The sequence below is a fragment of the Spiroplasma endosymbiont of Dasysyrphus albostriatus genome (assembly GCF_964019495.1).
Taxonomy (GTDB): Bacteria; Bacillota_I; Bacilli_A; order Mycoplasmatales; family VBWQ01; genus Spiroplasma_E.
The window spans coordinates 781,998-801,664 of sequence record NZ_OZ026447.1; the positions used below are offsets into that span (position 1 = coordinate 781,998).

Here is a 19,667-nt window from a genome sequence, read left to right on the forward strand (position 1 = left end):
AAATTTAGGTGAACTAATGGCAGAAAAATCTTTACTACAAATGAAAATTAAACTTTTACCTAATATTGCTGGATGTTATTTATTTAAAGATATACATAATAATTTAATTTATGTTGGTAAAGCTAATTCATTAAAAAAACGAGTAACTTCATATTTAAATAAAGCCAGTAATTTTAAAACAATGTTATTAGTTAATGATATTCATGATGTTGAATACATTACGACATCTAATGAAAAAGAGGCTTTAATTTTAGAACAAACATTGATTAAAAAACATCATCCTAAATATAATATTTTGTTAGCAGATGATAAAAAATATCCTTATATTCAAATTACTAATAATCGTGATCCACAATATCGTTATGTACGTAGTGCTACTAAAAAAGAGGGACATTATTATGGACCATTTCCAGATGGTACTGGTGCGCGTGAAATTTTAAAGTTATTGGAACGAATTTTTCCATTACGAAAATGTGCTGGTAATCTTGGTAAACCTTGTTTATATTATCATTTACAGCAATGTTCTGGTGCTTGTTTTAAATCAGTACCTATTACTTATTATGAAGATATGATTAGTAAAATTGATCAATTTTTCAAAGGGAATGTTACTGCTGTTAAAAAAATATTAATTAATAATATGAATATTAGTGTTGAAAACTTACAATTTGAAAATGCTAATCGTATTAAAATTTTGTTATCAAAAATAGATTTATTTTTATCACAACAAGTTGTTGAGTTTCAAGATTATGGAAATCGCGATTTTATTAATTTTTTAATTGAAGATGAAATGGTTGTTTTAATTACTTTATTTTATCGTAATGGTAAATTGCAAGCTAAAGATGAACAAATAGTTCAAAATAATTACTTAGAAATTCAAGATTTAATTCGTAATTATTGTCAACAACTATATAGTAAAAATACATTGCCAAATGAAATATATTTACCATCAAATATTGATTTAAAACAATTAAAATTATTATTTCCACAAATAAAATTTATTAATCCAATTAAAGGAACAAAAGAACATATTTTAACATTGGCAAAAACCAATGCCATTTACGCATGAAATAATTATTTACAAACTAATCAATTTAATGCACCGTTAAATATGATGAAAGTATTATCACAATGATTAAAAATTCCTAATTTAAATCATTTAGAGGTTTTTGATGTTTCTAATCTTCAACAAAGTGCTAGTGTTGGCGGTATGATTGTTTATAAGAATGGTAATCCTAGTTTTAATGATTATCGCAAATTTTTATTAGATCCAAAAATTATTGATGATTATCATCGTTTTTGTGAAATGATTTATCGTAGATATCATCACTTAGTTATTAATAAATTGCCACTTCCTGATTTAATTATTATTGATGGTGGAAAACCACAAATTAGTGCTACATTAGAACAACTAACATTATTAAACTTAACAATTCCTATTATTGGATTAGTTAAAAATAAAAAACATCAAACTGATAAAATTATAAATGATAAAATGCAAATTATTAATATTCCTAAAACTGATGCTTGTTTTTTATTTTTGAGTAAATTACAAGATCAAGTTCATAATTATGCAATTAAATATCATAAAACAAAACGAAGTCAATCAATGATAAGTAGTGTTTTATCATCAGTACCAGGAATTGGTTTACAATTACAAAATAAAATATTACAGCAATTTCCAACTTGACAATTATTGCAAAATGCTACAAAAACACAACTTTCATCATTAGTTAAATCAAAAGTAATTTTAGAAAAACTATGAAAAGAATTACATAGTTTTGAATAATATATTATTAAGAAATAAATAATAACGTAAATAAGATATTTATCTAAGTTACTAATGTAAAAATATCAAAAATTAGATAAAAAATATCTTAATGTTTGGTAATGTTTAGTAATCTGTGTAACTTACAAAAATAACTATGTTTAATTAGTTCTAGTAAATATAATTAATTTTCTAGAAAGAGTGAGTTACAGATGGCTAAAAAGCAAAATATTAATAACAATGATCCAATATCACAAGCAGTAGATTTTTTATTAGAAAATACTGAAGATTTAACAACAGTTTTTAAAGAGGGAGGATTATATAAAGAATTAACAAAAAGATTAGTAGAAAAAATGTTGAATTCTGAGATGCAAAATTATTTAGGATATGATAAGAATCAACATAGTAATAGTGACAATGCTCGTAATGGTATAAGTTCAAAAAAATTAATAACCCAACAAGGTAAAATTGAAATTGATGTACCAAGAGATCGTAATAGTAATTTTAATCCTGTAATAGTTGCAAAAAGACGGTGGTTAGCCCTAATTACTGGACCATATTTTGATAGATATTTCTAAATTTTTATTTGTAATATTGGTGGTTTTAAAAATTTAGAATGTATTCTTTCATAATTATAAAACATAACATATTGATTTACATCATTAATAGCTTCATTGATTGTTAAATATTGATTTGAGTCTTTAGGCAATCATTCTTGAGATAAATGTGAAAATCAATTTTCAGATATGACATTACCGCCAATATCATATGGTTGTTTTTTGCTTAAAATTATTTGTTTGTTTTTTGCTCATTTTGTAATTTCTTGACAATAAAATTCGTTGGCGTTATCTGAATGTAAAATAACGTTTTTTATTTGATTTCAAGAAAATTGGTTGTTTATTTTTTCAAGTGCAGGAAGAATTAAATCTTGATATGATTTATTTGAAAATGTATTATAACTAACAACATTATTTGAATAAAAATCAATAATTACAAAAAGATATAGTCAACCTTCTTTGGTGTTTATTTGTTTAGTATCCATTGATCAAATTTGATTTGAAGCGGTTGTACTTTTGTAATCTTTGTTTACTTTATCCATTGTAGGTATTCACTTATTTGGATTTTTTTTGTTTTTAGGATAGTTATTTTTAGTTTGTTTTAATCCTTGAATATTGTGTTTTTTCATAATTTTTCGCATTTGTTTTGTTGATAATTCTATATTTAAAATGATATTTTTCTCTTGTTTTAATCACTCTTTAAAAGCTGAAAAAATTCTTAAATATCCATAAATTCTACCTTTTCTTGTAGAATGAAATTCGATTAAAAGTTGGCATAATTCTTGATATTTATGATTGCAATTAATAATATGATTTTTTTCTTTTTTAATAAGTTTTTGTTTATTTTTTAAAAAGTAATATGTTGATCTGTTTAATTGAAGATATTGACATAAGTTTCTAATTGAATATTGATTTTTGCAATCATCGATAATTTTAATTTTTTCTTTGATATTTAATTTGTTAATTATTAATGCTATTTGTTTAATTTTATCCATTAATAAAAATCCTTTCAGGTCAAAATTAGTGTTCATTATATAACACAATTGTTTTTAGAATACATTCAGATTTTTTAAATTAATGGTCTAGTAAAAAGGGCTAAGTGGCCCCATCCACCCATTCAAAATTGAAATACAGCAATTGCTCATTTTATGATAAAATTTGAAGACAGAATTAATCTGAATTAGTAACTTTGTAAAACAAAGAAACACAGATTATTAAAAAGCCTCTAATGTTTTAAGATATTGAAAATTTTAAGGTATTGCTTTCGTTTGTGAAAGAATTTTGCATTTGTAAATCGATACTACTAATATGTTCTCAACTTTCAATACTATTTTTATCTTTTGGCATATAATAGTCAATAATTTTTTTCTATTTTCACTGGCATTTTTATTAATTTCTTTTTTTTCAATTGGATTTCAATTTGGAGATGAAGGAATTAATTGTTTTATAAATACTTTATTTTTATAAGTTAATTGATGTTCTTTTTTAATAGTCAAAGTATTTTTTGATTGTAATAACATACAAGCATGATTTCATGCCGAATTTCCTGAATTATCTTTATAATCAATATCAACTGGTCATTCATTTATTAAATAAGTTACTAATTTTTGTCAATCATTTAATACTGCTATATGTAATAATGAATAATTTTCTTTTCCAAACTTGATAATATTAATAAAATCTTTTTTTAGAGAATGATTATTAAGTTCTGAATTAATATTTTTAAGTTTTTGATTTAAATTATGTTCATAGTTATCAATGATTTCAATAATTTCTTCTTGATTATTTTTTCAAATTTCATTATCATTTTCATTATCTTTTATTTCATTAGTTTTTTTTAGTTGTTCATTTAAAACCTTATTAATGTTTAGTATCATTTCTTTAGCATTTATTAAATTTTCTGCTTTTAGTTGATTTAGTTGATTTATTTGCTCGATTATTCTTGCTATTTTTATATGGTTATTTTTATTGGCCATCATTAAAGCTGTATTACCATTTTGATTTGCATAATTAAGATTAGCGTTATTTTCTATTAAAGCATTAGTAATTTCTAAAAAACCATTTTCAGCAGCTAAGATTAAAGCCGTATCGCCAACTTGATTTGTATGATTAACATTGGCGCCCTTTTTTATTAAAGCATTAGTAATTTCTAAAAAACCATTTTCAGCAGCTATCATTAAAGGACTGTAACCAGATTGATCTGAATAATTAACATTAACATTTTTTGTTAGTAAAGTGTTAACTATTTCCAAATAACCTTTTCAAGTACTTCATATTAAAGCTGTATCACCTTTTTCATTTACATAATTAATATTGGTATTATGTACTATTAAACTATTAACTATATTTAGATAACCATTTCGCGCGCTTCATATTAAAGCATTATTATTTATTTGATTTGTATGATCAGCATTAGCATTATGCGCTATTATAACATTAGCTATATCTAAATATCCGTTTCTGGCGGCTCACTTGAAAGCAGTGTAACCTTCTATATTTTCATGATTAATATTAATATTATGTTGCATTATTAAGCTATTAACAATATTTAAGTGTCCGTTTCTAACGGCTCATATTAAAGCTGTATCACCATAACGATTTTCATGATTAATATTAGCAAAATTATCGATTAAGAGATTAATGATTTCATGGTGTCCGTTTCTGGCGGCTAAGATTAAAGCGGTTTCATCATTATCTTCATTTATATGATTAACATTGGCATTATGTGTTATTAATACATTAACGATATTTAAGTGTCCATTTTTAGCAGCTAGTGTTAAAGCAGTATTATTAAAATTATTAGGATGATTAATATTAATATTATGTTGCATTATTAAACTATTAACGATATTTAAGTGTCCATTTTTAGCAGCTAATAATAAAGCGGTTTCATTACCATTATTTTCATGATTAATATTAGCGTTATTTTCTATTAGTGTATTAACTATTTCAATATGATTATTTTCAGCAGCTAATAATAAAGCAGTATTACCAAATATATTAGCATGATTGATATTAGCACCATTTTCTAGTAAAGTTTTAACGATATTTAAGTGTCCATTTCAGGCGGCTAGTGTTAAAGCACTAAAATTATTTATAGTTAAATAATTAACATCAGCACCATTATTTGTCAGTAAAATATTAATTGTATCTAAATCACCATTTCAAGCACTATTTATTAATTTTTCATTTAAATCGTCATTCATTTTTTTACTCCTTTAACAATAAAAACCCATTTACTTTGTAAATATTAAAATAAGTAAGCGATAAAATTCTATAATCTTTATAAGATTATTATATTTATTTTTTTTATGATTCAAATATTAACTTTTAAATTAATTAAAAGTTAATAGTTTTTTTATATTTATTTTATAACTGTTTTATTAATAATTAAAAATTATTAGATAAATATTTATTTTAAATCTATTATATTAAATTTTGTATAGAAACCTTTAACTTTAAATTATAAAATTGATTTAGTTCTTTTATCAACATTATCTTTAAATAAATAAATATATGATAAAATGAAAATGAAATAAATTGTAGTAAGGAGTTTTTTCATGGCAAATAAACCAAAAAGCAGTGTTTATAATGAATCATCAATTCAAATTTTAGAAGGTCTAGAAGCAGTTAGAAAAAGACCTGGAATGTATATTGGTTCTACTGATAATCGTGGTCTTCATCATCTAGTTTGAGAAATTGTTGATAATGGTATTGATGAAGCATTAGCTGGCTTTTGTACTAGTATTGTTGTTACTATTAATGTTGATAAGTCAGTTACTGTTGAAGACAATGGTCGTGGTGTTCCAACTGGTATGCATGCTTCAAAAAAAAGTACTCCCGAAGTTATTTATACGGTTTTACATGCTGGTGGAAAATTTGACACTAATAGTTATAAAACCTCGGGTGGTTTACATGGTGTTGGTGCTTCAGTAGTAAATGCTTTAAGTAATTGAATGATTGTTACTATTCATCGTGATAAAAAAATTCATGAAATTAAATTTAAAAATGGTGGTAAGATTGATCAAAGTTTAAAAATGATTGGTAGCACTTATAAAACAGGAACTAGGGTACAATTTTTACCTGATTTTCATCGTGTTTTTCTAGGTTGTGATTGAAATGTTCATTTATTTGAACAACATTTACGTGAAAGTGCTTTTTTAATTAATGATTTAAGTATTCAATTAATTGATAAGAGGACAGGTACTGAAGAAACTTTTCATTATGAAAATGGCTTAGTTGCTTTCATGCAATATTTAAATAAAGATAAAAAAAATTTATCACCAATTGTTAGTTTAAAAGGTAAACAAAATAATATTGACGTTGAAATTGTATTACAATATACTGAAGATTATAGTGAAACGTTAGTAGGGTTTGCTAATAATGTTAAAACTGTTGATGGTGGAAGTCATTTAGTTGGTTTTAAAAGTGGTTTAACGAAAGCTATTAATGAATATGCAAGAAAACAACAATTATTAAAAGCAAAAGATAAAAATTTAGAAGGTAATGATTTGCGAGAAGGTTTGGTTGCTATTGTTTCGTTGCGTATTCCTGAAAATTTAATTCAATATGAAGGTCAAACAAAAGGTAAATTAGGAACGCCCGAAGCAAGAATTGTTGTTGATAATATTGTTAATGAAAGATTTTCATTTTGACTTCACGAAAATAGTGATGCTGCTAAAAAAATTATTGATAAAGCCATTAAGGCTCGTGATATTCGTAATGCTTTAAGAAAAGAACGCGAATCATTGCGTAATAAAAGTAAAGATACGCAAAAATTTTTAGTAGGTAAATTGGTGCCTGCACAAAGTAAAAATCCTAACATTAATGAATTATTTTTAGTGGAAGGAGATTCCGCTGGTGGCAGTGCCAAGTCAGGTCGTGATCGTAAGTTCCAAGCGATATTACCGTTAAAAGGAAAAGTAATTAATGCCGAAAAAACTAAAGTAATTGATCTTTTTAATAATGAGGAAATTAGTATGATTATTAATGCGATTGGTGCTGGTGTTGGTAACGAATTTAGTATTGAAACTTGTAATTATAATAAAGTCATTATTATGACTGATGCCGATACTGATGGTGCCCATATTCAAATTTTATTACTAACTTTTTTCTATCGTTATATGCGAGATTTAATTACTTCGGGTAATATTTATATTGCATTACCGCCTTTATTTAAAATTTCTTTTAAAGAAGAAGAGCAAGAGAAACATGTATATGTTTGAAATGAGTTAGAATTAAAAGATAAAGTTGAAACAATTAAAGGTAAATATGACCTGCAACGTTATAAAGGTTTAGGAGAAATGAATGCTGAACAATTATGAGAAACAACTATGGATCCAAATGTCCGTCAATTAATTAAAATTACTATTGAGGATGCTCTATCAGCAGAAACAGAAATTCAAATATTAATGGGTGATAAACCAGAAAAAAGACGAAAATGAATTGAAGAAAATATTTCTTTTGAAGCTAGTGATTATTAAGAAAAAGGAGTTTATAAGTTATGAATAGTAAAGAAGAGATTCAACAAAATAATGAACAAATTTTATCTTATCCTATTGATGATATTGTTGCAGAACGTTTTGGTCGATATGCCAAATATATTATTTTAGAACGAGCATTGCCCGATGTCCGTGATGGTTTGAAACCAGTTCAACGTCGAATTTTGCATGCTATGAATGATTTGGGTTTAACCAATGATAAAGCATATAAAAAAGCAGCTCGTGTTGTTGGAGAAGTAATTGGTAAATATCATCCTCATGGTGATACAGCGGTTTATGCTGCGATGTGTAGAATGGCACAAGAGTGAAAGGTAGCATGACCATTAGTACAAATGCATGGTAATAAAGGTTCAATTGATGGTGATAATCCTGCTGCGATGCGATATACAGAAGCGCGTTTATCATTAATTTCAGAATTATTATTGAAGGATATTAAGAAAAATACTGTTAGTTTAATTAAAAATTTTGATGAATCAGAAACAGAACCAACAGTTTTACCTGCCTATTTTCCTAATTTATTAGTAAATGGTGCTTCTGGAATTGCTGTTGGAATGGCAACTAATATTCCACCTCATAATTTACAAGAAGTAATTAATGCAATTGTCATGAGAATTAATAATCCACAATGTAATTTAAGCGAATTAATGCGTGTTATTAAGGGTCCTGACTTTCCAACCGGAGGAATTATTCAAGGTATTAAAGGTATTAAAGAAGCTTATCGTTCTGGTAAAGGGCGAATTGCAATTCGTGCTAAAACTCATATTAATAATGAAGGTGAAATTCCACAAATAATTATTACCGAAATTCCATTTGAAGTTATTAAACAAGATTTGATTAAAAAAATTGATGATGTTAAAACATTAGCAAAAATTCATGGTATTAAAGAAGTACGTGATGAAACGGATCGTTTTGGTTTACGAATAGTTATTGATTTAGTAGAAGATAGTAAACCGCAAGAAATTTTAAATTATTTATTTAAAAATACCAATTTACAAATTTATTATAACTTTAATTTAGTAGCAATCGCTAACAAAAAACCAGTACAAATGAGTTTAATTAATATGTTAGATTTTTATATTAATCATCAAATTGATGTTGTTACTAAGCGTTCACAATATGACTTAGCACAATTAGAACGAAGATTAGAGATTGTTAATGGTTTAGTTATTGCATTAAGTGAAGTTGATAAAGTAATTAAAATTATTAGAACATCAACTGACCGTATGCAAGCAAAATTAAATTTAATATCAGCTTTTAATTTTACTGATATTCAAGCAGAAGCAATTGTACAATTGCGTTTGTATCGTTTAACTGCTACTGATATTCAATCATTAGTTTTAGAAAAAGCAGATATTGAAAGTAAAATTATTGTTTTACAAGAAATTCTTAATAATGAAAATTCACTACGTCAAGTTATTATTACTGAGTTAGAACAAATTAATTCTCATTTTTCTGGACTAAGAAAATCACAAATTCAAGGTGAAATTTCTGAAATTACAATTGATGAAAAAGCAACATTGCGACAAGAAAATGTATTTGTTAGTATTAGTTATGATGGTTGAATTAAGGTAATAAGTAGTAAAGTATTTTTACAAAATCTTGATTATCAAGATTTTGGACGTAAGCCAAATGATGTTATTATTGGTGGAGCAATGTTCAATAATTTTAATAATTTATTATTTTTTACAAATAAAGGTAATTATTTTTTAATACCAATTTTTAAATTAGAAGAAAATAAATGAAAAGATAATGGTATTCATGTTAATACGTTATGTAAACTTGAAGGAAATGAAAAAATTATTAGTGTTGCGCAAGTTAATAGTTTTGAACAGCCAAATATAAATATAGTAGTCGCTACTAGATATGGTTTAATTAAAAGAATGCCACTTTTAGAGTTAGCAACTACTAGATTTAATAAAACCGCCAAATATGTTAAGTTAAAAGAGAACGATAGTGTTATTAGTGTTAATAGTACTACCGGTCATGATTTTATTGTTATTAGTACTCGCAAGGGTATGACTTTAAAATATTTAGAAACGAAAGTTCCATTATTAACTAAAACTGCAACAGGTGTTAAAGCTTTGAAAATTAATTCTGAAGAAGATGAAGTGGTAGGAATGGCTTGTGGTAATAGTAATGATATTTATGCAATGTTAACATCAGTTGGAACAATTAAACGAATGTTATTCAATACTATTGAACAAACTTCACGAACAACAAAAGGTAATAAAGTAATAAAAGTTCCTAAAAGTAAAAGTATTAGTATTATTAAAACCTTCTTATCACCAGCAACATCTTTTATTAATATATTAACGAAAAAAGAAAAATGATTAGTGATTAAAGCAAGTGACATTAATCTTAGCAAGGTAAATGAAGGAACTGGCAAAGTAGTTGCTGATGATATTATTGCTGGTGGTAATAATTTAGTGATTGATTTAAAAACTGATGTTATTGATGCTGATATATCATCAATATCAGAAAATTTTAATACAAAAGAAAGCAACAATGGTATTTAAAATAAACTTTTTTATTGAAAATTATGAACTTTTTTAAAGAATTAGTTTTTTTGAATTTCATAATATAAATTTAAATAATAATTTTAGTTAAGAGTGAATAGGATAGGACTTATATCAATGCTATAATTATTATAGTAGTGATTTAAGGAGGAAGTATAGATGACAAATAATATTATTAAATATCAATCTCTAATTAATGGTGAGTTGTATGAAAATGGTAATTGAATATCAGTTATCAACCCCACTACTAATAAAATAGCAGGCCAAGTTCCTGCCTTAACTAAAGTTGAAATTAAAAAAGTATATGAATCTGCAAAATTTGCTCAAAAAAATTGAGAACAAATGCCTATTTTAAAAAGAATTTCTTTTTTAAATTCTTGAAAACAATTAATTATTCGCGATAAATTAATACTTGCTGAATTAATGACCAATGAAATTGCTAAAGGCACAAAAGCGGCTTGCAGTGAAATTGATAGAACAGTTGAATATATTGAATATACTTTACAAGAAGCATTACGTCTTCATCCTGAATCTTATACAGGTGATAGTTGAGGAAGTATGAACAAATTAGCTATTTTTGAATACGTACCAAAAGGAATTGTTCTTGCTATTTCTCCTTTTAATTATCCGATAAATTTATCAGTCTCTAAAATATTTCCAGCACTTGTGACCGGTAATAGTGTTGTTTTTAAACCCGCAACACAAGGATCATTGGTGGGATTACACTTAGCTAAATTAGCCAAAGAAGCTAACATTCCTAATGGTGTTTTTAATGCTATAAGTGGTAAAGGTAGTGAAATTGGTGATAGTTTAGTTGAAAGTGAAGCAATTAATGTTATTTCTTTTACTGGTAGTGCTGTTGTTGGTAATCGTATTTCACAGAAATCTTTAAAAGCTGATTTGATTTTAGAATTAGGAGGTAAAGATCCAGCAATAGTGCTTAATGATGCTGATCTTGAAGATACAGCAACCAAAATCATTAAAGGTGCATTTAGTTATTCAGGACAACGATGTACTGCTATTAAGAGAGTGTTAGTGCAAAGAACAATTAGTAGCAAATTAATTCCAATTTTAAAAGAAAAAGTTGAAAAATTAACTGTTGGTTTGCCCACAGATGATTGTGATATTACTCCTGTTATTGATCAACCAACAGTTGATAATGCTAAAAAATTAATTAAAGATGCTTTAGATAAAGGAGCCAATTGTTTAATTGGTAATAAATTTAAAGAAAATTTAATGTGACCAACTATTATTACTGACGTAACAACAAAAATGAATTTAGCATGAGAAGAACCTTTTGCACCATTGTTGCCGATTATTATTTTTGATGAAGTAAAAGAAGCAATTAATATTGCAAATGATTCACAATATGGTTTACAAGCTTCTGTTTTTACTACTAATATTAATAGTGCAATGAGTATTGCTAAATTATTAGAAGTTGGAAGTGTTAATATTAACGATCAGTCACAACGTGGTCCCGATCACTTTTCTTTTGTTGGTGTTAAGGATTCAGGTCTTGGCGTACAAGGTATTCGTCCTTCGTTACTTGCTTTTACTAGACCAAAAGGTATTGTTATTAATTGAAAAACAAAAATTTAAAAGAAAAAATAAAACTTATTTTAATAAAAAAATAAGTTTTATTTTTTTATTAAAATAGTGGTAAGATAAAAATGTAATAAATGTTTGTCCTTGTTAATTAGATTTTTATTTTTTTAACATTCTTATATAAAAAGCATAATAAAAATATTACATATCATTGTAACTTTTATTTTAAAAAGTAAGTTATTAAAATAGTGCCGAGGATAAAGTACTGTTACATGAAATGCAAAAAATATGGAGGTAAATATGGCAAAACGAAAAATTGTACTTGTTGGATGTGGAGCTGTTGGTAGTAGTTTTATTTACAGTGCCATTAATCAAGGTTTAGCCCAAGAATATGTATTAATTGATGCTTTTGAAGGTATAGCTGAAGGTAATGCAATTGATTTTGCTGATTGTCAAGCAGCTTTAGATCATCCTTTTATTTCAATTAAGGCTGGAAATTACAGCGATTGTAAAGATGCTGATATTATTGTTATTACTGCTGGAAGACCACAAAAAGATGGTGAAACAAGATTAAATATGGTAGCAGATAATGCCAAAATTATGAAGAGCATTGCTTTAGAAATTAAAAAATCAGGATTTAAAGGTGTTACTATTATTGCATCTAATCCTGTTGATATAATGACAACTGTTTATCAAAAAATTACACAATTTGATTATCATCAAGTATTAGGTTCTGGTACGATTTTAGATACCTTACGTTTACAATATTTAATTGGAGAAAAAATTGCAGTTAATCCAAAGTCAGTTGCTGCTTATGTAATTGGTGAACACGGTGATTCTTCAATGATTCCTTGAAGTTCGGTTTCGGTAGGTAATAAAACTATTTATCAACAAATTACTGAAGGTAGAATTAAAGAAAAAGATTTAGAAGAATTAAGAAAAGAAGTAGCACAAAGAGCTTATAAAATTATTAAATTAAAACGTGCAACTTTTTATGGTATTGGTGCAGCATTGGCATTATTAGTAAGAAATATCCTTGAAGGACAAAATCACGTTTTAGTAGCGGGTGCTTATTTACAAGGAGAATATGGACAGCAAGGTTTTTATATTGGTGTACCAACAATACTTTACGAAAAAGGTTGAAAAAGAGTAGTTCAGTTACCATTAACGAAAGAAGAGCAAACGGCATTTGATAAATCTTGTGCAATTATTAAAGAAACTTTAGAAACAGCTTTTGCTGCTATTAAATAAAAGATAGGAGTAGTTTATTCGTGAATACAAGTGTAGAAAATATGAATAATGAAGAAACATTAACAAGTATTGAAACTTATATTGCTGTTTATAAGTATGCATTAAAGAAAGCACAAAGTCCGTTATTAAAAACTTTTTTAATGGGTATTGCGGCCGGACTTTTTGTTGGTATTGCTTATATTGCGGCTATTTTTGGTAGTAGAGGATTAAGTGATAATGGTATTAAAAATTTAACATTTGGTTTTATTTTTACTTTAGCAATTACTATGATTGTCTTTATGGGTGGTGAACTTTTTACTTCTAATTCCATGATATTTATGCCATTAATAAAAAAACAAGTTAAGTTAACAAGAATGTTAATTAACTTACTAGTAGTATTAATTGGTAATTTTATAGGTTGTTTTATTCTTTCATTATTTACATGATGAGCAGGATTTTTTGATAATCAAGCTTTTTTGGATAATGCTGTTAGTATTTTTAATCATAAATTAGTAATGTCTTGATGAAAAGCCTTTTTTAGTGGTATATTATGTAATTTTTTAGTAGCAGGAAGTGTTTATATTTCTCATGCTACTCGTTCATCTACTGCTAAATTTTTATTAATAGGATTAGTAATTATGGTTTTTGCCTTATCTGGTTTTTCTCACGTTGTAGCAAATTCTTATGTTTGAGGATTAGGACCTTTGTTTAATATTTATGGAATTCATAGTGGATTTAATGACTTTTTACAATTTGGTTATCAAGTACAACTTCCAACCTTATTTGGTAATTTTATTGGTGGTGGTATTTTATTACCTGGTATGTATTATTTAATCTTTAGAAAAGAATTACCAAAAATAACATTATAAATATATTATTAGTTTAATATAAAAATAAATCCATTACTTAAAATTAAAGTAATGGATTTATTAATTTTATGAAAATAAATTAATTGTAAATAGAAGTTATTTGATAAGTATATTTTAAAATTTGTCAAATTAAAGATTTTAAAAAGGAGAATGGTTTTGATAAAAAATATTTTTTAGAAAATAGATTAGAATACCATGAATATTAATTTTTTATTGCATTTATTTTTTTTGAAAATTAAAATGTAATTAACTTCTTAAATTTAAGAAGTTAATGGGGAAAAAAGGGGGTTTTCATCATGAAAGCATTATTAAAAACATTAAGTGTTTTAACACTTGCAACAACTGTTAGCAGTTTAAGTAGTATTTTAAATACTAATAATATAGGTACGAATGCTAATCAGTTACAAGATTTAAAATGTAATCTTCAACAAAATAAAGATGATATTTCTTTAATTAATTTGAATAAAAAAGGTAAATTTTATTTTTTTAATAATAATCTTGGTTTAGTGATTAATGGAAATCAATTATGATTTTTAGATAAAGATAAGAAGTTTCAAGAAATTTCTAATCCTGATCATATAAGATTCACTGAATTCACTAATGGTCAAGGAGGAAATTACGGAATTTTAACAGAAAAATCTACCAAAAACCTGTATTTATTAACTTCTAATGGTGTTTTAACTTCATTAAAAATAGAAATATTTAAAGAATTTAATCTTTATGGCAAAGTAACAGCAATTAGTAATACAAAATTTTTAATTGAAACAAAAATTTTAAATCACACTATACTTACTCTTGGAGAAATAAAAGATCAAAAATTAATGCCATTAAAATTTGTTTCTTTATTTCATGCAATAAAAGAAATTAACTATATTCGTGATGATGAAGTTATTATTAAGTCAGATAATGGAGACTATAGTCTTTTAATAAGTAATTCCGATTTTACTATTAATAAATTATCGTGAACAGCAAAATATTTTTTTAAAACTAATAGGGAAGTTTGAGTAATTAAAGATGATAATAATCAAGTATTAATTTATGATTATGTAAGTAATACATATTCTGAATTAGATCTTTATGGAATTGATATTATTAGATTAAATAGTAAAACATATATTTTAAAAGCAGATAGTAAAAATATTCAAATTATTGATTCATCAGGTCAAGTCATTAAAGGAAAATATAATTTTGAAATTTCTGATGATTATGATTTATTGAATATTAATAGTCAATTATTACTTTTATTTGATCGACAACAAAAAATGACAGTTAGAATAATTGAGAGAAATCTTAATTCTGAAAATGAATTAGTTGTATTAAAAACAATTAATTTAACTAATGAAATAAGTGAAATAAAATTATTAAATAATCAAGAAAATAAGGGTAAATTTTCAACTAATTTTTTCGTTAAAACATTAAATAATACAAATTATGTTCTTAATATTGATGCAAATATAAACAAAATTGAGAATTTAGAAGTTAATACTAAAAGTATTCCTGATGGAATGAATGGCGAAATTAATAGATATAATAAAACAGTTAGTATTTTTACACAGTATAAAACTGATGACTTATATTGATATCAAGTGTTTTAAATAATATTATTTAAATAATTACCTAGTTACTGATATTTTTTATTTTTAATATTAGTAACATTTTTTCATATAAGGAAGTTTAAAAATAATTCCTTTATTTAATTGAACTAACTATTTAATTATGCAATAATATTGTATTGTATATAACTCAATTATTATTAAGGAGGCGCACAATGCGTGATGGATTAACTTTAAGATGTGAAGTTTGCAAAGAAGAAAATTATATTGCTGATCGTAATAAAAAAACTAAGCCTGAAAAATTAGAAACAAAAAAACATTGTTCTCGTTGTAATCAACATACACTACATAAAGAAAAGAAATAAGTTTTACTTATTTCTTTTCTTTAATTTGCAGTACAATATACTTAGTTATTAATTAATGATTTATTAAAAGGATTGAATTTAAAATGAAAAATTTAAATAAAAAAGAAATTATTGAAACAATATTAACCAAAAATAAAATAGATGCTATGTTATTTTATTCTCCAGAAAATCGCTTTTGATATAGTGATTTTATTTCAACGTTAGGTTATTTATTGATTAGCAAAAATGATGCAAATTTATTATTAGATGGAAGATATATTACTGAGGGAAAAGAAAATGCCAAAAATGTTAAATGCATTCAATTTAGTAATATTTTTTCTTCATTGAAAGATTTATTAAAATCACAAAAAATTAAAAAAATTGGTTTTGAAGCAGAATATATTACTATTGCTCAACTAGAAAGTTGAAAGCAAGAAATTAAAGATATTGAATTTGTTCCAATTTATGTTAGTTCACTAAGAATGATTAAAGATGAAATCGAAATTGCACGAATTGCAAAAGCTTGTGCTATTGGTGATTTGGCTTTTAATGAAGTTTTAAACTTTATCCGACCTGGTGTTAGTGAAAAAGATGTTGAAGATATAATATTACGTTCATTTGTTAAAAATGGTGCAACAAAAGCATCATTTGATACTATTGTTGCTTCTGGAGAAAGAGGAGCAATGCCTCATGGTAAAGCCAGTAATAAAAAAATTGGCAATAATGAGTTAATTACTTGTGATTTTGGTTGTGTATATGAAGGTTTTTGTTCAGATATGACTAGAACTTTTGCGATTGGTAAAGTTAATCCAAAATTAATTGAAATTCATGAAATAGTTAAGTCAGCACAAATGGCAGGAATTAAGGCTGTAAAGCCGGGTATAGCTATTGGTGAAATTGATAAGATTTGTAGAGAATATATTAAAGAAAAGGGTTATGAACAATATTTTACTCATGGTACTGGTCATGGACTTGGTATTGAAATTCATGAATCACCTTGAGTTATTAAAAATGAATCTACTATTTTAGTTCCGGGAATGGTTATTACTGTTGAACCAGGTATTTATATTCCTAATTTAGGTGGTGTTAGAATTGAAGATGATATTTTAGTTACCAAAGATGGTTATCAAATTTTAACAAAATCATCTCGTGAAATTGATATTTGAAAGGAGAAAAAATAAAAATGATTAACGTTAATGATTTTAAACCAGGAATTACTTTTTTACATAATAAAACTGATATTTTAATAGTTATTGAATCAGCACATTCTAAAAGTGGACGTGGACAAGCGCATGTGAAAGTAAAAGCAAAAAATTTAAGAACACAAGCTATTATTAGTATTACTTTTACTGGTGGTGATACAGTTTATCCAGCTATTATTGATAAACGACCAGCAATTTATAGTTATGATGATGGTATGTATTCAGTTTTTATGGATAATGAAGATTATAATGAAATTAGGATTGATCAATCACGCTTATCATGAGAAAAAAAATTTTTAGTTCCTGGTAATGAAGTATCATTAAGGGTTTATAAAAATTTAGAAATATTAGGTATTGATTTACCTCCTTCGGTAGTATTAGCGGTTGTTGATGCTCCACCAGGAGTAAAGGGAAATAGTGTTTCTAATACGACAAAAACAGCTATTTTAGAAACTGGTTTACAATTACAAGTACCAATGTTTATTAATAATGGTGATAAAATTGTAGTAAGTACAGATGAAGGGAAATACAAAACTCGCGCTTAAGAAAGGTGAATATTATGGAAATACTTATTGAAGAAAGTAAAGTTGGAACATTAAAATTATCTTCGTTAGTTATTAAAAAATTTATTTATATGTTATTAATTAATGATAACTATCAATTAACATTAGAAGATGTTGAAGTTCTAATGTTAGAAACAAATGATATTACTGCTATTAATAATAATATTGTTGTGCGAATAAAATTAATTGTTAATCCAAATGAAGATTTAGTAAATTTAAAAAATAAAATTAATAATTTAATTTTAAGACGTACTGAATCAGCTTTAAATTTATTTTTATTAAATATTCATATAATATTTATTGCTCAAACTAAGGAAGTAGAAATCAACAATGCAAGAACAAAAGAAGATAACCCAGCATCATAAAAGAATTGGCATGATGGAAGTATTATATCAATATTTCCTTGAAGGCCAATCACAACAAGCGTTTAAACAATTTCTTTTTGAAGAAGAAGGTAAGAGTTTAATTACTGAACAATGCGAGATATTAAATAAAATAATTGATTATGAATATGATTTAATAGATTTAATCAATAATAATTTAAAACAAGGATGAGATTTTGAAAATTTAAAACCAATTGAACAAGCAATTTTAATTTTAGCAGTGTATGAAATTGTCCATACTAAAACAGATAAAAAAATTATTATTAATGAAGCTATTATTATAACTAAAGATTATTGTCCAAATGATGCTTATAAATACATTAATGGTGTTTTAGATAAAATAAATAAGTAATTATAACTAGTATATGATTGAATTTAGTTAATAACTATATTTCTAATATAAATATATTATATTATTTTAAAGATAGTTTTTTATTTTATAATCCAATATTTTTGTTCAATATAACTATTTTTTAAAAATTAATAGTTAAAAAATAAAAAAATAAAGTATAATATACTTTAATAAACTTAATATAAGTTTTTACCCATTGTTTTTTAAAGCAAATAGGTTCTTTTGTTTTTAAAAAGGAGAAGTATATATGCCATTAACTAAAGAAAAATCTTTTTTAATATTAGATAAAGAAATTAAAGAATTAGATGAAAAAATATCTTATATTGATAAAAAAAATACAGAATTAAAATTGAATATTTCATTAATCAAAGAGGAGGAATTTTTTACATTAGATGAAGAAATCAATGAATTAACTGGACAAATATTTGATGAAGAAGATAAAAATATAAAATTAATTGGAGAAATTAAAGTATTAGAAAAAAATATTAAAGTTCTAGAAAAACAAAAAAACCAAAAAAATTGAAAACTAACTTTTTTAAATGTATTTACTTTTGGTATTTTTAAATATTATAAAAATAAAAATATTGATAAGCAAATTAAAGAAATAAAAATTAATAGAGAATGTTTGAAACAAAGGATAAATAATAATAAAAATATTATTAAATTGTTAAAAATTAAAAAATTAAAAATTATTAAAAAAACTAATATTCTTTTAAAAAACTTATTTTTTGTTAACAATCGATTAATTAAAATTAATAAAGAATTTTTTCAACAGTTAGATAATTTAAAAAATCAAATAGCAAAAAAAATAGTAGTTCCTATTAATAATGATTCTTCATTAGAACAAAATTCTTCTGGATATAATAGTGATGATGATAGTGATATTGAAGTACTTTCTGAATCTGAGAAAAAAGATGATATGTTAAAAGTATCTTTAAATAAAAAAAGTATCTTTAGTGAAGAAATGGAAGTAGATGTTACTGTTAATAAATTAAATTTTAATGATGATGATAGTGATATTGAAGTACTTTCTGAATCCGAGCAAGAAGATGATATATTTTTAAGTAAAGATAGTGGTTTTAATGATGATGATGGCAGTGATATTGAAGTACTTTCTAAATCAGTGGAAGAAGAAGATGCTAAAATATTTGGAAGTTGTTGTTTTAGTCAAAATTTAATAAATAATTTTGCGAAAAGTTTTTCTACAGTACCTCCTATTTTACAACAAAGTATTTTAACTAGTTAAAATACTTTTTTTAAAACATATTAGTGAAAAAAATAAAAATA

General features: G+C 24.9%; 15 protein-coding genes and 1 pseudogene. 14 read left to right on the forward strand and 2 right to left on the reverse strand.

Translation table 4 applies throughout. The features are described 5' to 3' along the window. The first annotated feature begins 16 nt into the window (after window positions 1-16). Window positions 17-1,786: an excinuclease ABC subunit UvrC gene (uvrC, locus tag AACL11_RS04840; RefSeq protein WP_338988364.1), complete on the forward strand. Its 1,770-nt coding sequence runs from the start codon at window positions 17-19 to the stop codon at window positions 1,784-1,786. Window positions 1,787-1,977: 191 nt separating this feature from the next. Further along, window positions 1,978-2,298, forward strand: a pseudogene (locus tag AACL11_RS04845) (transposase); the annotation flags it as partial. A 41-nt stretch (window positions 2,299-2,339) separates the two neighbouring features. Here AACL11_RS04845 and AACL11_RS04850 read toward each other — a convergent pair. Then, a complete protein-coding gene (locus AACL11_RS04850) occupies window positions 2,340-3,353 on the reverse strand; it encodes an IS3 family transposase (protein ID WP_338986622.1) in 1,014 nt (337 codons plus the stop codon). A gap of 219 nt (window positions 3,354-3,572) precedes the next feature. Next, a complete protein-coding gene (locus AACL11_RS04855) occupies window positions 3,573-5,528 on the reverse strand; it encodes an ankyrin repeat domain-containing protein (RefSeq protein ID WP_338988368.1) in 1,956 nt (651 codons plus the stop codon). 354 nt (window positions 5,529-5,882) lie between these two features. On the opposite strand from AACL11_RS04855, the gene parE reads away from it, so the two are divergent. The 12 genes from parE to AACL11_RS04915 all read left to right on the forward strand — a co-directional run bounded on the left by parE (window position 5,883) and on the right by AACL11_RS04915 (window position 19,626). Then, window positions 5,883-7,805 carry a DNA topoisomerase IV subunit B gene (gene parE, locus AACL11_RS04860; RefSeq protein ID WP_338988370.1) on the forward strand — a complete coding sequence of 641 codons (1,923 nt, stop codon included), beginning with the start codon at window positions 5,883-5,885 and terminating at the stop codon, window positions 7,803-7,805. Between the two features lie 20 nt (window positions 7,806-7,825). After that, window positions 7,826-10,339, forward strand: a complete 2,514-nt coding sequence (parC, locus tag AACL11_RS04865; RefSeq protein WP_338988372.1) for a DNA topoisomerase IV subunit A — start codon at window positions 7,826-7,828, stop codon at window positions 10,337-10,339. A gap of 159 nt (window positions 10,340-10,498) precedes the next feature. Next, window positions 10,499-11,938, forward strand: coding sequence for an NADP-dependent glyceraldehyde-3-phosphate dehydrogenase (locus AACL11_RS04870; RefSeq protein ID WP_338988373.1), 1,440 nt, complete (start codon window positions 10,499-10,501; stop codon window positions 11,936-11,938). 246 nt (window positions 11,939-12,184) lie between these two features. Further along, entirely contained in the window at window positions 12,185-13,135 is a 951-nt protein-coding gene (locus AACL11_RS04875) for an L-lactate dehydrogenase (protein ID WP_252320496.1), read from the forward strand. A 20-nt stretch (window positions 13,136-13,155) separates the two neighbouring features. Next, window positions 13,156-13,983, forward strand: coding sequence for a formate/nitrite transporter family protein (locus AACL11_RS04880; RefSeq protein WP_338988374.1), 828 nt, complete (start codon window positions 13,156-13,158; stop codon window positions 13,981-13,983). 296 nt (window positions 13,984-14,279) lie between these two features. After that, window positions 14,280-15,578: a hypothetical protein gene (locus AACL11_RS04885; protein ID WP_338988375.1), complete on the forward strand. Its 1,299-nt coding sequence runs from the start codon at window positions 14,280-14,282 to the stop codon at window positions 15,576-15,578. Between the two features lie 173 nt (window positions 15,579-15,751). Continuing rightward, window positions 15,752-15,901, forward strand: a complete 150-nt coding sequence (gene rpmG / locus AACL11_RS04890; RefSeq protein WP_174481164.1) for a 50S ribosomal protein L33 — start codon at window positions 15,752-15,754, stop codon at window positions 15,899-15,901. 83 nt (window positions 15,902-15,984) lie between these two features. Further along, on the forward strand, window positions 15,985-17,061 hold the full coding sequence (locus AACL11_RS04895) for a M24 family metallopeptidase (RefSeq protein WP_252320433.1): 1,077 nt from the start codon (window positions 15,985-15,987) through the stop codon (window positions 17,059-17,061). A 2-nt stretch (window positions 17,062-17,063) separates the two neighbouring features. Then, window positions 17,064-17,627 (forward strand): elongation factor P, encoded by a 564-nt coding sequence (gene efp / locus AACL11_RS04900; protein ID WP_174481165.1) that lies wholly within the window; start codon window positions 17,064-17,066, stop codon window positions 17,625-17,627. 14 nt (window positions 17,628-17,641) lie between these two features. Further along, window positions 17,642-18,010: a hypothetical protein gene (locus AACL11_RS04905; RefSeq protein WP_252320429.1), complete on the forward strand. Its 369-nt coding sequence runs from the start codon at window positions 17,642-17,644 to the stop codon at window positions 18,008-18,010. Then, window positions 17,976-18,380, forward strand: coding sequence for a transcription antitermination factor NusB (gene nusB / locus AACL11_RS04910; protein WP_338988378.1), 405 nt, complete (start codon window positions 17,976-17,978; stop codon window positions 18,378-18,380). Before AACL11_RS04905 ends, nusB begins: the two co-directional genes overlap by 35 nt. Before the next feature lie 247 nt (window positions 18,381-18,627). After that, window positions 18,628-19,626: a hypothetical protein gene (locus AACL11_RS04915; protein ID WP_338988380.1), complete on the forward strand. Its 999-nt coding sequence runs from the start codon at window positions 18,628-18,630 to the stop codon at window positions 19,624-19,626. Window positions 19,627-19,667 lie beyond the last annotated feature (41 nt).